Below are 13988 nucleotides of genomic sequence, written 5' to 3' on the forward strand. Positions count from 1 at the left end.
GAGATGAAGGCGCTTCACATTCAGGGGATGTTAGAAGAGGTTTTGAAGAAAACATAAAAGGAGGATGACATGAAGGGTTCAATACTTGCAGGAAAACTCGGTTCCACAGCGATAATCACGGTCATCTGCGCGCATACGACAGTTTACGCGCAGACCTCCCAGGACGGACGGAGTACAGGCGACGGACAGATCGCCGAAATCATTGTGACTGCCCAGAGGCGCAGCGAAAACGTGATGAAGGTCCCCGTCAGCGTGACCGTGATCGGCGCGAACGATCTCAAGGAGAAAGGAATCAACGATCTAGCCTCGGTGACGAAGCTGGCCCCCAGCCTTCAGGCCGGACAGGACAATCAGTTCTCGATCCGCGGTATCGGAACGGCATCCTTCGCCGACACCGTGGAATCCAGCGTCACGCAAGTCATCGACGATGTCGTTCTGGGCAGCCGCTACTTCGCGAACATCGGCTTCTACGACGTCGAGCGGATCGAAGTTCTTAACGGTCCGCAGGGCCTGCTGTTCGGCAAGAATGCCTCTGCCGGCGTGATCAACATCACGACCACTCAGCCCAAGCTCAACGAGACGAGCGCTTCGTTCGACGCTGAGGGTACAAGCCGGTATCGTGACGGCAAGGATGGTCTCGGCATTCGCCTTCGCGGCACTGGCAATGTGCCTCTCGGCCAGCAGGCGGCTCTGCGTATCAACACGACATATTCGAGCCAGGATTCGCTAACGCGCATCATCCACACCACCCCGACCCGGGGCGATGCGAACGTCGAGCAGTACGGCGTACGCGCGAAGCTGCTGGTGGAGCCCGCCTCGAATTTCTCCGCCTACATCATCGGTGATTATGCCAAGTTCTCAGGCCTTTCCGGGATGTACGATTACACTTATCGCTCGCTCGGCGCTGGAAGCCAGTACACGGACGTCCTGGCGGGCTATGGCATCACACCATCTTCGCGGAACCTGACCTCCGTCGTCGATGGCCCATTCTATCGCGACCTGTCGACGGGCGGCGCGCAGGCGAAGCTGGCACTCACGCTCGATAACGGAATCGAAATCAGCAACATCGCCGCGTGGAAGACCTACAAAATGGACTTCACGTTTGATTCCGATTTCACGCCGATCAACTATCTCAACGTGAATGCCTCCAAAAGCGACTACGACCAGTTCTCGAACGAACTCCGTGTCACGCTGCCGGCAGGAAGCCGCCTGTCCGGCCAGTTCGGCCTCTACTACTTCTATTCGCGCAACAAGTTCTCGGGTGGTCGCGCCGGCAACAACGGCATACCCGATGCAGCGGTCGGCGGATTTCCGTTCTGCGTGAACGCACCGGTCACCGCAGGTCCTCCCCCGGCTTGCTCGGTCAGCAATCTGGCCTTCCTCGGCCAAGACTTTGCGGGTCTGAATACAAACGAAAGCTTCGCCGGTTTCGGGCAGTTCACTTTCCGCGTCACCGACAGTCTGAAGCTGACGGGAGGCGGACGCGTCACGCATGACCGTGTCGGCCTCCTTCTGAGCGAGAACGTCAACCCCTACTTTGTGACGCTTGGCGTTCCCAACAATCGTTTCGATGGTACGGCCAAGAACACCAACTTCAGCTGGAAGGTCGGTGCCGACTGGGAAGCCACCCCAACGACGCTGCTCTATGGCTTCTACGGACACGGCTATAAGGGGCCAGGCTTCTCAAATGCCTCTCCCGCCCCCGGAGCCAACCTGTCGGTCGAGCCCGAGATCTCGAAGGGCGGTGAAATCGGCCTCAAGCAATCGCTGTTCGACAGGCGCGTCAATGTGAGCGTTTCGGCGTTCTACACCAAGTTCGACAACCTGCAGGTGCAGGCGTTCAACGCGGCACTTCGGGCGATCACTCTTGCAAACGCGGCCAAGGCAACGACCAAGGGTGTGGACATCAGCGTTCAGGCCCGTCCGTTTCCGGGGCTGACGCTCGGCGCCAGTGCGACCATCCTCGATGCCAAGTACGATTCCTATCCCGGCCGCGAATGCTATCCTGGGCAAGTGTCGGCAAGCTGCACCGCGACTGGTACCTTCGACGTGTCGGGCCGGCGTGTTCCGCAATCTGCCCGGTTCACATCGGTCGTGAGCGCCGACTACGAGCAACCGCTATCAGAAGCGCTCTCGGCTGTCGTCGGAGGGAGCTTCTACCATCGCTCGTCATTGCTGACCGATTACGCGCCGGGCGCGTTCGTCCCCGCGTGGGATACGGTGGAAGCACACTTGGGGATCAATGGGCAGGGATGGAGTGCCGCTATCTTCTGCAAGAACTGCTTCAACGAAATCCGTGCGGTGTCGTCGGAAGTCGAGGCCGGCGACGGCATCAACGTCGGCGCTCTTACTTACACCCAGCGCTGGTCGTGGGACTCGGTTCGCACGATCGGTGTTCGCTTCGGACTGGATTTATAAGCGCACAGCCAACGGGGCAAGGGACAGTCGGGTCAGCCGCATCCCTTTGCATCCACCTCGTTCCGGTCCCCGTGATATGCGTCGCGCAATGCAACAGGACCGACCATTCTCTGGCTCCGACCGGGCCGAGAGTTGCAACCATCCAAAAGCCGGCGGACAAGGAGCGAGCCCCTTGTCCGCCGGCCATTTTTTCAACGCTTCTTCAGGCGACGCAGATGGTCGCGAGGCGCTCCGCATGCATCGGGAAGATATGGACGTCCGGTGGGAAGTAAGAATAGCGGATCCGGGCCTTGACCTCGACCTTGTGGATGCCGGGCGCTAGACCGCCGGGCTTGTCGACAAGGATCTCTCCCCATTCGAACATGCCCCAGCGCGCCACGATTTCCTCGCGCATCTCCTCCAGCGTGTAGACTTCGTCGCGAATGCCGAAACGGTTCTTCTCGAAACTGAAGAACTCACCGTCGATCGTCACGTCGAAACCATCGAGCTGCGACAGGCGCGTACCGTGATAATTGGGAATTCGAATGCGCACGGCGAACCCTTCGCGCTGGCCTTCCGGCCCAAAGTTGCGAAATCCCGTGCTTTGAATCAACTGATGTTCGAGCATTGCCGCTCTCCGTTTGATATACCGGAAAAAAGAGGAAGAATTCAGGCGAGCAGACCTTCGTCGAATTCGCGTTCCAATTGCCGCAGCAGAACCTGTTGACGCCTGACCTGATCAATCGATCGCCAGGGAGCGCGCCAGCCCTCGTACTCGCTCGACAGGTAGCCGGAGTAGCCCGATCGCTTGATAGCCGACATGACCGGTCGCCAAGGGATGTTCTGGTCCTCCAGCTCGTCGTTGATGTCGTGGAACTTGGCCTGAATGAAGACCACGTATTTGGCGATATCGAGCAGTTCCTCCGGATTTACGCGGATACCGTTGAGAAACTCCATGTGCTTCCGAGCCTCATCGTTGATCTGATGCGATCCCCAATGGGTCAGCGGACGATCCTGGAAAATTCCGGTATCGATCATCAGGCCGAAATTGCTGGTGCCGGTTCGCTCGATGAAGTTGATGTAGCCATCGACGACTTCATGCTTGATCGGCGTAGGCGCATGAATTTCGGGGCAGATCACGATCCCCAGTTCATTGGCAAGATCGAGATTGCGTTCGACATATGCCTCCCAGTTCGGGTCCGGGATAAGATCGTGTGAAATGACACCGAACTTGGGGCGCAGGAATTTGAAGCCGAGACGATGCGCGAGCTTCAGGTTCTGCGCGAGATCGGCCACCCCTTCCTCGACGGTCAAATTGCGCGCAAGAGTCACGCGCGTATCGACCCACGAGCACATGTTCGTTGGCTCGAGCTTGTAGGTGTCGAGTAGGCGGAACCAGGTATCCAGCCAGGCGCTCGAAGGCTCTGGGTAACCTTCGATCTGTGCTTCACCGAGAATCTCGATCCCGGTCGCTCCGGTTCCTGCGATGTGATCGAACGCGTCTTCCAACGTCATCACCGAGCCGTAGTCATCGGTATAGCTGTACGCCGAAACGCCGTATTTTAATGAACCACTCATCGAGCCTGTTTCTCCCGCCAACGTTCCTCGGCGGGATGCCCTCGGACTCGCTCGCCTCACCCTTATCTAATCAGTGATTAGCTGAAGGGCAAGGCGGTTTCGAGCCTGGGTCGGCAAACCGCGATGGATACCGGACGGATCTTCAGGTCTGGGTGTCCGGCAGTGTGCGGTAGCGGTAATCGCGGAAGCGGGCCGTACCTTTGCCGCTTGCGAAAAGGGCCGGACGCAGGCTGGCGAGATCATCCATCGTGTTCGCGTGATAGCCGGAGACTTCGCTGCGCACGGAATGTCGGATCCAGTCGCCGCCGGGCACGCGGTGGTACATCGTTACGATGTTGCGGTCGTTGACGATGCGCAGGTCCAGCACGCGGCTCTTCGCGATAGGTTCCTGCCAGTAACTCGCCTTGCCGCCGCGATAGCTCACCATGCGCTCGCCGGTGCAACCCATGCCCATGAACAGGCGGTCGTTGAAGAACAGCAGCAGGCCAGCTTCCACTTCGCCGTCCAGTTCGAGACTTACGGTGCATTCGTAAGCCCGGTCACCGACAAGGTGTGTCAGTGGCGATGTGTCGTGCGGTCCGGTGCCTTTGGCCGCCAGTTCAAGGACGCCGCCGATCCGAACGCGGGCGCGGTTGCTTTCGGTCGGCGCCTGATTGTAGAATCGCCAGCGGGTGCCGAGCGCGAAGGTGGTGAAGTTATCCGACAGGGCCATACCATGCGGCCCCGTCTTCCCGCCCCGCGGTACGGGAAGGGGCCTGGCGAGGTCGCCGCCCATGGCGCGGGGCCAGCCATCGGCATTCCAGCGGATCGGTTCCAGCAGGGTTTGTCGGCCGAGGGTGTAGAAGCCGTTTTCGTATCCGTGATAGACCGCCCACCAATCCCCGGCGGGTCCCTCGACCAAGCTGGCATGCCCTCGCGAGAGCCATTTGTCTTGGGGGTTCCATGTGCGCACAATGGGATTGTGCGGGCAGTCCTGCCAGGGGCCGTGGATCGAGCGTGAGCGCGCGACGCAAACCATGTGCCCAGTCGGCGGACCGGCCGTGCCGCCCACGGCGGTGACGAGGTAGAACCACTCTCCCCGGCGGAACAGCTTGGGGCCTTCCAGCGAGTAGGCTTCGGTCACCCAATTGTCGGGGTATTTCCAGCCATCATAGACTTTCTCAACCGGGCCATCGGTCGCGAGGCCATCGTCGGTAAGGCGCACGCGGTTGACGCCGCTCAGGAACAGATAACGCTTACCGTCCTCGCCCACGACGTGGCCAGGGTCGATGAGGCCGCCGATGCCGAGGTTGACGGGATCGCTCCACGGCCCGCGAATGTCTTCGGCGTGGATAACGTAGATGTTGGCGAAACTCTCGAGGTCCTTTGACCAGGGCGCGGCCATGAAGGGGATGTAGATGTAGTATCGCCCCTCGTGCTTCACGAGATCGACCGCAAACACCGTGCCCAGTGGCCTGGCCAGCGCTGGGCCGACCGGCGTCCAGTTCACCAGATCGCGAGAGTGCCAAATCAGCAGGCCGGGCGCCGCCTCGAACGAGGAGTGGGTGAGGTAATAGTCTTCGCCATCTTTCAGGATCGTGGGATCGGGGAAATCGCCCGCGAGTATCGGATTGACATAAGTCCCGTCCCCGCGGTCGGCACGTCGCGGACCTTCGTTCGTGATGGGCGAACTGGGCCGCGTGGTCCGAGCGGCGGCGCTTGCGCCGCTAACGGAAATTCCGGCTACTGCTCCCAGTCTCAATGCACTACGTCTATCAAACATGAGATATCACTCTCCAAGCATAGCGATTAAGGAAACGCTTTTCGCGTGACGGCTCCGGCCAACGACGTTCGAACACAAATTCAGTAGCGTACCATCCGATGACCATCGCGGGGCTTTTGTTGCCAGCCGGCGGCACCGGCATGATCGATTGACCGTGATCGCTCACCCGTCTCTTCGAACGACCACATCCGAAGTCCGACTGGCGTCGAGCTCGCCCCGCTCCGCCAGCGTGCCGGTCACGGCTTTCAGGTCGGGCCTGCGCATCGCGCATTTCAGAAAACGAGTGGTAGCTCGAAGCTCGGCGGCTCTGTCGGCCTACGGCCGGATGGATATAGCCGATCCCGTTGCTATCGCTCGCGTTGGGGCCATCTCGGCGTCGCCTTCGATGGCCGGCGAACGGTAAGGCAGCTGCGTTATCTGCATGGGACCGTGACGGCCTCAGCTTTGCGCCGCATCGGGTGACGCTCCGACGTCTTGTTGCCCAAATCCCGATTTGCCCAATCAAGCAGCCCCCCACCGAGGAGGCAAAAGCGACGCCGGCGGTCGATTATTTTGCCCCCTTCAGCGACAGGCCTGCGCCCACTGGATAGAGGGGGGCCTCGCTGTCATTGGCGAGATCCGGTCGCTGGGATTCGACGGCGGTCATCGATCGCGGTAGCTCCACCGGGAGACGGCCAAGCGGCTTTACCCGTCCGAGGACCACGTCGAGCAAAGCCGCATCGCTTGCCCCGAACAAGCCGAGTAGCGCATCCGCCTTGTCGCTGACATTGGTGAGAATGGCAGGCCGATCGAGGTCGATGGCAACTATCACGGGAAGCCGTCCCGCCACCGCCTTCAACGCCTCATAGTCCTTGTCGCCATCGCGAAAATCAAGCCGCCCTTCATTCTGCATGGCACCGAAGAAGCTGTTGGGATGCAGCTTTTCCGCTGGTGTCGCCAACCGGACCAGCGCCACGTCGGCGTCGGAAGGATTGCTGACCACGGTGAGTCCGGCCGCAACGGCGGCCTCGCGTCCGACACCATAAAGCCAGATCTTTCGGCGTGCTGGCGTAAGTGGAAGTGTATTTCCGCGGTTCTCCAGCAGGACCTGCGCCTCGCGTTGCGCGCGGTCGGCCAGCGCGATCGAGGCAGGGTCGTTCGCCACGCGCGTCGCCTCGGCTTCGTCTACGTAAGGATTGTCGAACAAGCCCAGTTCGAACTTCACGTTCAGGGCGTGGCGGACGGCCTCGTCCAGACGAGCGATGGTAATCTTCCCCGCGCGGACCGCAGCAAGGATCGGCGCCGGATCGTCGAAGCCACCGATTTGGTCGACTCCTGCCATCACCGCCTTGGCAATGCGGTCTTCCTGCGAGAGCCCTTCGACGCCCCAGGGCATGGCGATGGCCATCGGCGTTTGCGGATTTTGCGCCGTCGGCGCGGAGCATGCCGCCGGGCAGTCGTTGGCTATGCCCCAATCGGATACGATCAATCCTTGATAACCCAGCTTTTTACGCAACAGGTCCTGCAGCAAACGGCTGTTGAAGCCTGCACCGACAGGCTCCAGCGGCTTGCCGTCCAGCGTTACGCCAGTGACGATCGCGTAAGTCGGCATGAGGCCCGCGCTGCGAACCTTGAGCGGACCTTCGAATGCGGCCAGATGGCGTGCGAAACTCTCGTTGGTCAACGTGACCCGCGCACCATAGGCATTGTGCGCGTCAAAACCTTCAGGTTCCGCGCCGTAGCCGGCGAAATGCTTGACGATAGTCGCCACGCCGGTCGACTTGAGGCCGGACGCACTCCCCTGGAACCCTTCGATATAGGCCGCCGAAAGCGCCGAAACCCTGGCGGGGTCTGCACCGAATGTCGCTATGCCGCGCGACCAGCGCGGTTCCGTATAAAGATCCGCCTGCGGTGAAAGTGCCATGTGAAGCCCCACCGCGCGATATTCACGCGCCGCGATGCCCCCGAACCGGCGGACCGTCTCGAGATTTCCCAGTGCTGCCATGCCCAAGGGTTCCGGCCACTGCGTGAATCCCGACGCCGCGACGCTTGCTCCGGCCACGACCGAAAAGTGGTTGCGCGGATCGGTGCTGATCGTGACCGGAATGCCAAGGCGCGATTTCTCGGCGAGACGCTGAACCGCATTGTTCTGCGCCGCAAAGGCGGACGGCGACATGGCGAGCCGGCTGATCATGCTGGTGATACGCCGATCGGCGATGAGCTTCTCGATTGCCGGCAGGTCATACCCTTTATCGGAAGCTCCGAACGGATTGCCGATTGCGGGAAGCGTGCCGTGCAGGAGCGTGCCGACCTTCTCTTCCAAAGTCATCCTGCGCATCAGATCATCCGCCCGCGCGCGCGCGTCGAGGCGAGCGTCCTCGTAAGGATCCAGCGTGCCGTTATGGTTCAGATCACGGAACGATGCAGGTGATCCCGCAGAGACCGAAACGGCTGTCAGGGCTACGCCAAAGCCGACTGCCAACCTGATGGCGGCGCTGCTCACGGCATGGCGGCCTTGCTGTCGTTTGAAGGAACGGGACGGCGAACAGTCCTCCGGCGAGTAGGGATCAGGGAAGAGAGTTTCCGGCATTGGCTGGTGGCCGACGCCTCGCTTGATTCCATCAGCCATCAGAGAGCAACGCCCCCGACCGGCAAACCGGAACTGCAGATCATAAACCCTCTCCAATTGATCTTTTCCGCGCCCTCGCGGGGCATCCCTTCCTAATGCCACCTCGCTTTTCACTTGAGAAATCAATTGCCTTTATGACGACCCATCCACCTTATGGATTTCACGGACGACTGTTCTGCGAAATGCCACCGATAGGCATCGCTAAAGGCTAGCCGCACCTCCTGCGCCGCTGCCCAACTCGCGACCATCGGAGCGGCGCCAGGAAACGCCGATGGCGATTTGAAATGGCGCAAGAGCGTCACGACGATCACCTATCGCACTTTTCTTCGAAATGGGGGAGGCGGAACATTTCCCGCTCCCCCGCAGGCATCAATAATTGAAGCCGAAACGAAGACCGATCGAGCGCACGGAGTCGATACCGATACGCTGGTTGATGGTCAGGATACCGGCATTGCTGTCGCCAGGCTCGATGCCGGTTGTGACCGCATAGACCTTGTTCGTGCAGTTCTTGCAGAACAATGCTGCGAAGAAACGATCGGACCGCAGGCCGATGCTGGCATTGAAGATATCGATCGCAGGTACTGTCGAACCCGGAGGTGCGCTCACGATCGATTCGACACTGCTGCGGTGGTAATAGCTGCCGTCGAGCACGAGCGAGGTACTGTCGCTCACCGGCACTTCGTACGACGCCGAGACAGTCGAGGTAAACTTCGGGGCGAACGTCAGACGATTGCCCGAGGCATCGAATGTGCCGCAGCCGCCATTCTGCCCAGGGTAGCACTGCGCACCCACGAAGCTGTCGTATTTGGCATCAACGTATGCGACGTTGCCGTTCAGCGAGAAGCCCCGGAACGGACGCAAAGAAGCGTTCGCTTCGAACCCCTGGCTGGTCGCCTTACCGGCATTGCCGATCACGAACGTGCGAAGATCCGTATCGAAGGTCTGTGCCTGGAGGTTGCTGAACTCGGTGTGGAAAGCAGAGACGTTGAGCGTCAGCAGGCGGTCGAACAAGGTCGACTTGATGCCAACCTCAGCCGTGTCGGCCCGCTCGGGAAGGACGCGCAGCGTTGCATCGATGCTGGCCCCCGTGTCGTTCATTCCCGGTCCCTTCCACCCGCGACCATAAGTGGCATAGACCATGAGGTCGCGATTGAAGTTGTATTGCGCGCCGAACCGATAGCTCAGCGTCGTCGCGCTGTGGGACTGATCATAGGCCGCATTCGGCACGCCAAGCACGACGAAGTAGTTGTCGACATTCTGGAGCAGGTCGATACCCACCTTGTCGCGGGTCACGCGAGCCCCGGCGATCAGCTTGAGGGCATCCGTCGCGGCATAGGTGAATTGGCCAAAGGCAGCGTAGCTGCGGTTGGTGAGGCGATAGTCCTTGTCCTGCCCGAGGAAGTAGCTGTTGCTGACCGAGCAGCCTCCCCCGATAGCCGCACCCACGCAGAACGGCGGGTTCACAGCGACGAAGTCGGGAATCAGGTTGTTGCCGGCGATCTGGCTCTGCTGATCGAGGATGGACTTGAAATAGTACAGTCCGACCTGACCCGTCAGCCGCCCGCTGTTAGGCAGAGCCAGCCGGATCTCGTTGCTGTACTGGTCGTAATGCGCACGTTGGGCATTCACGTTGGCACCGTTCGCAGAGACGCCGTCACCGTCGATCTGCTGGTCGAGCGAGTAAGCCTTCCAGGCAAAGACATTGCTCAGCGTCCAGCCGTTGTCGAAAGCATAGGAGACGCTGGCCTGCGCACCACCGGTGTTCAGATCCCGGAACGCGGGTGCGTCACTGAGGGCATAGAGATTGGTCGCGCTTGGCCTGATGCCAGCCGCAGTCAGGTAAGGCTCATTGACGCTGCGAGCGCCCGGAGACCGGTAAGTACCGTCGAAGATCGTTCCAATTCCGCGCTGCTGGAAGTATTCGCCCAGCAGATAAACCGAAAGCTGATCGGTCGGCTCGTAAAGGAACTTTGCGCGGGCGCCGTATTGGCGGAAATCGGGATCGAAACGTCCGTAGGCATTCTCGCGGATGTTGCGCACGAGGGCTTCGTCGTAGCGATAGATGCCGTTCACGCGCAGGGCCGAATTCTCGCCGATCGGCACGTTCACCGTGGCGCGTGCCAGCGCGCCCATACCATCCGAGGCGGGACGTGCGCGCGAGACACCCTCGGCATCGAAAGATGCGCCGTACTTGCCGAGTTGCGGGCGGGTCGTATTGATATTGACGAGTCCGGCCGAAGCGTTCTTGCCGAAGAGCAAGCCTTGCGGCCCGTTCAGCACCTCGACTTGCGCAACGTCCAGGAATGGGTTGCCGTTCAGCACGCGGCTGCCGAGCGTCACGTCGTCGATCGCGGTCGCGACGCTTGACTCGATGGTGTTCGCGAAGGTCTGGGTGCCAACGCCGCGCACGGCGTAGTTGTTGTCCTGCTGAACTTGAAGACTAGGCGAGATCAGCGCCAGCTGGCGCTGATCGCTGACACCCGCGTTGCGCAGCGCATCGCCGCTGACCGCCTGGACGCTTATGGGCACATCCTGGAGACGTTCGCTGCGGCGCTGTGCCGTCACAACGATGTCCCCGGACGTATCGCCTGCTACTGCAGTACTTGCGCCTCCGCTATCTTGGGCAAACGCTGGCGCGGCCATCACCGCGCACGATGTCGTGAGAAGGGCCACGATGAAGGTGGGACGCATAAATTCTCTCCCTTGAGATTTTTGATACCTCGGATGGATTCTCGATCCTTCAGGCCTGACTGCTGGATTAATAATCATCTTTCAAATTTATTGATTTGATAGTTATCGATCGCATAATTCTATAGAACTCGAGCATGCCACCAAGCGACGGACACATCTTGTCCGAGAAACCGACGGTGGGGCACGCAAGTCCGGCTCATTGACAGCCGCCCGGTCGAGCGAAATTCCTCACGACCTCGGGCAACCCCATCCGCAACAGGATTCCTGATTTGGCGTGCCGCTCCCGATAGGAGGAGATCGGGAACGACGCGCCAAACAGCAGGTAGCACTTTGAGGTGCGGCCGCCGAGGGCCTCGGCAAACCAGTCAGAGATCAGGTCGCAGGCATAGATCATGTTATCCGCGCCGACGTGCTCGCCCCCCTTCGCGGGGCGTGAAGATCGCCTTTGCACTGTGGCGCGAATTGACGAGCTGTTCGTATAGGTCGTCGGCATAGGAGACGCTGATCTGACGTTCCAGCGCCCATGGATGACCAGAAACGGCATCTCGCCGATGGCCTTAGCGCAGAACTCAAGCAGCTTGCTGTGGCTCAGTTTACGACTGAAGACTGCCTCGCCACGCTCCGGCGCCGTGCGCGTGAAACGAACTCTTGGCGATATCCAACCCGATTGTGGTAACCTCCGGCGCGGACGCCTCCTTCAAGTGGTGTTCAACATCTCCACTATGGCACATCGATGCCGTCGGGGACCGCCCACCCCATCAAGTTTGCCAGGCATGTGCCATCCTGCCCCGATCGAGCATGAGCACGGCGTGAGCGCCGGGTGCGACCTGACTTCTGATTCCGGCGAGATGCATGTCCAGCAGGGCGCCTTTGCCTTCTGCGGGGCAGATCGCCCCAAAGATCCATGCCGAAGCCAGGCGCAGATCACGGAGCGCGACGGGTCTTGTCCCGCGCTTTGCCCAGTGCCGGGAGATCTGCGTCTTCTGCCCGGTCCGGGCCTCGTCTTACCAACCGAACGGCGCAGGAAGTTTTCGAATACCGAGAAGACAGCGATCCTCGCCGAGGCCTATCAAGGCGGAGTATCGGCTCGTCAGTTCAATGAAGCGCTGCAGTTCATTCCCTAAGGCGCGATCATAACAACGGAGCAGCAACTGCACCGATGGTGCCGGAACCACGGAAGGCGCAACGACCTGTTTCGTCGCCGATGCCGTCAGCCCCGGAACTGATCCGCACGCATCCCGCCCCCCCTCAGTGCTCGTACGATTGCCCGCAGCATGACGACCGAACACGGAACGGGCCCAGCACAGGTGGCGATGATTGACGCCGTGATGAAATGAAGGTGCCGGCGCTCGTTGCAGCACCCGATGTGGGAAAAAACAGGCGAGCCTGCCCACAATCAACAGCCGGGACGTGCTACGCGGCCAAGCCAGAGGAATCCTTGCTCAGTCCTAGAAAGCCGTTCAAAATCTCATCGAGATTCTTCATGTCAGGATCGGCAGCGCTCGAAACATCGAAATTCGATGATGGGTATGGTCAGCTGGGTTCCTCGCACCGCTAACAGTAAATCAGGGTGTCCAATCGTTGATTTTTCCGGCGCAATGTTCTGAACCTGAGCTATGCTTGGGCCATTCCTGCTCGTTATTGGCCAACGACGTAGACCGTGTCCCAGCGGCTTCGAATGTATCCTCGATTACAATCCACAATGGTTCGGCCGTTTGACTCATTCCGTCACAAAACCAATGCGCCGCAGTATCAAGCCATGCCATGTCGGATGCTCCATTGTAACTCTAATGCAATTAAATCAAATTCGAACTGCTATTTGAGAGGCATCTTGGCTACCATGCCAAGATTCGAAAATGTCTTTCCAATTGGCCTCGGCGACGGGTGGCGGAGATGCAATGATTCCTGGCGTACGACTGAAACGTGGAGCCGGCATCGGCTGCGCCACATCTTCAATAACGCCAAACATATTACGCGCGCGCGCATGGGGATGGGTTTGCGCTTCGTCGGGAGACAGTACCGGGGTTACGCAGGCATCGCGCTCGAAAAAGATACGCTCCCAGTGAGCACGGGTCTGACTCGCAAAGATAGCAGCAAAGCGGGTTTTCATGGCCGGCCAAGCGCTTTTGTCATGTTGAGGCTGCAAGGATTGCGGATCGATTCCCAGTCCTGTGATCAATTCACGGTAGAATTTTGGCTCGATCGACCCAACAGCCATGAACTTGCCGTCCGCGGTTCGATAGACGTCGTAGAATGGCGCTCCACCGTCCAGAAGATTGGCGCCTCTCTTATCAGTCCATCTTCCCATCGCGCGATAACCGTGGATCATCGCCGTCAAAAGCGCAGTTCCCTCGGTCATCGCCGCGTCGATCACCTGTCCCTTTCCACTCGAACGGGCCTCCAGCACCCCGCAAACGATGCCGAAAGCCATGAGCATGCCGCCACCGCCCATATCCGCCACCATGTTGAGATTAGGGGACGGTATTTCCGCCTCGCGGCCGCACATCATCAAGCTGCCCGACATTGCGAAGTAATTGATGTCGTGCCCGGCGAAGTGGGCCATCGGCCCATCCTGACCCCACCCGGTCATGCGTGCGTATACGAGCGCTTCGTTCCGCGCCAGCAGCACATCAGGCCCCAGGCCAAGCCGCTCCATTACGCCGGGACGAAACCCTTCCAGCAGAACGTCGGCTGCGTCGGCAAGGGCCAGCAGTTTATTGAGACCTTCCTCGGACTTGAGATCCAGGCTGATGATCTCGCGCCCTCGGTGCAGAAGATTCTTGGCAGGGTCGATCGGCGGTACGATCGGCGGCGCTCCGGTCCTTTCCACACGCAGCACGGTTGCACCCATGTCGGCCAGCATCATGCCGCAGAACGGGCCGGGACCGACACCCGCCATCTCCAGTACCTTTATCCCGACCAGAGGTCCGCTTCTTGTCCCTGTCACATCGA

At 60.1% G+C, this 13988-nt stretch carries 8 protein-coding genes and 1 pseudogene; 1 reads left to right on the forward strand and 8 read right to left on the reverse strand.

Annotation, left to right across the window (positions count from 1 at the left end; translation table 11 throughout):
- Positions 1-69: 69 nt before the first annotated feature.
- On the forward strand, positions 70-2418 hold the full coding sequence (locus tag AC4D6D_RS16035) for a TonB-dependent receptor (RefSeq protein ID WP_491328076.1): 2349 nt from the start codon (positions 70-72) through the stop codon (positions 2416-2418).
- Between the two features lie 202 nt (positions 2419-2620).
- Here the strand turns inward: AC4D6D_RS16035 and AC4D6D_RS16040 are convergent, their stop codons facing one another.
- From AC4D6D_RS16040 to AC4D6D_RS16075, 8 genes and pseudogenes are all read right to left on the reverse strand, one after another.
- Positions 2621-3025: a C-glycoside deglycosidase beta subunit domain-containing protein gene (locus tag AC4D6D_RS16040; protein WP_491328077.1), complete on the reverse strand. Its 405-nt coding sequence runs from the start codon at positions 3023-3025 to the stop codon at positions 2621-2623.
- 41 nt (positions 3026-3066) lie between these two features.
- Positions 3067-3996 carry a sugar phosphate isomerase/epimerase family protein gene (locus AC4D6D_RS16045; RefSeq protein ID WP_491328078.1) on the reverse strand — a complete coding sequence of 310 codons (930 nt, stop codon included), beginning with the start codon at positions 3994-3996 and terminating at the stop codon, positions 3067-3069.
- A gap of 121 nt (positions 3997-4117) precedes the next feature.
- Positions 4118-5737, reverse strand: a complete 1620-nt coding sequence (locus AC4D6D_RS16050; protein WP_491328079.1) for a family 43 glycosylhydrolase — start codon at positions 5735-5737, stop codon at positions 4118-4120.
- 547 nt (positions 5738-6284) lie between these two features.
- Positions 6285-8345: a glycoside hydrolase family 3 protein gene (locus AC4D6D_RS16055; protein ID WP_491328080.1), complete on the reverse strand. Its 2061-nt coding sequence runs from the start codon at positions 8343-8345 to the stop codon at positions 6285-6287.
- A gap of 369 nt (positions 8346-8714) precedes the next feature.
- Positions 8715-11114 carry a TonB-dependent receptor gene (locus tag AC4D6D_RS16060; protein ID WP_491328081.1) on the reverse strand — a complete coding sequence of 800 codons (2400 nt, stop codon included), beginning with the start codon at positions 11112-11114 and terminating at the stop codon, positions 8715-8717.
- A 118-nt stretch (positions 11115-11232) separates the two neighbouring features.
- Complete coding sequence (locus tag AC4D6D_RS16065) at positions 11233-11430, reverse strand: hypothetical protein (RefSeq protein ID WP_491328082.1); 198 nt, start codon at positions 11428-11430, stop codon at positions 11233-11235.
- A 363-nt stretch (positions 11431-11793) separates the two neighbouring features.
- Positions 11794-12040, reverse strand: a pseudogene (locus tag AC4D6D_RS16070) (IS630 family transposase); the annotation flags it as partial.
- Between the two features lie 797 nt (positions 12041-12837).
- Entirely contained in the window at positions 12838-13983 is a 1146-nt protein-coding gene (locus AC4D6D_RS16075) for a CaiB/BaiF CoA transferase family protein (protein ID WP_491328083.1), read from the reverse strand.
- Positions 13984-13988: the final 5 nt, after the last annotated feature.

The sequence above is a fragment of the Novosphingobium sp. BF6 genome, from assembly GCF_058273105.1.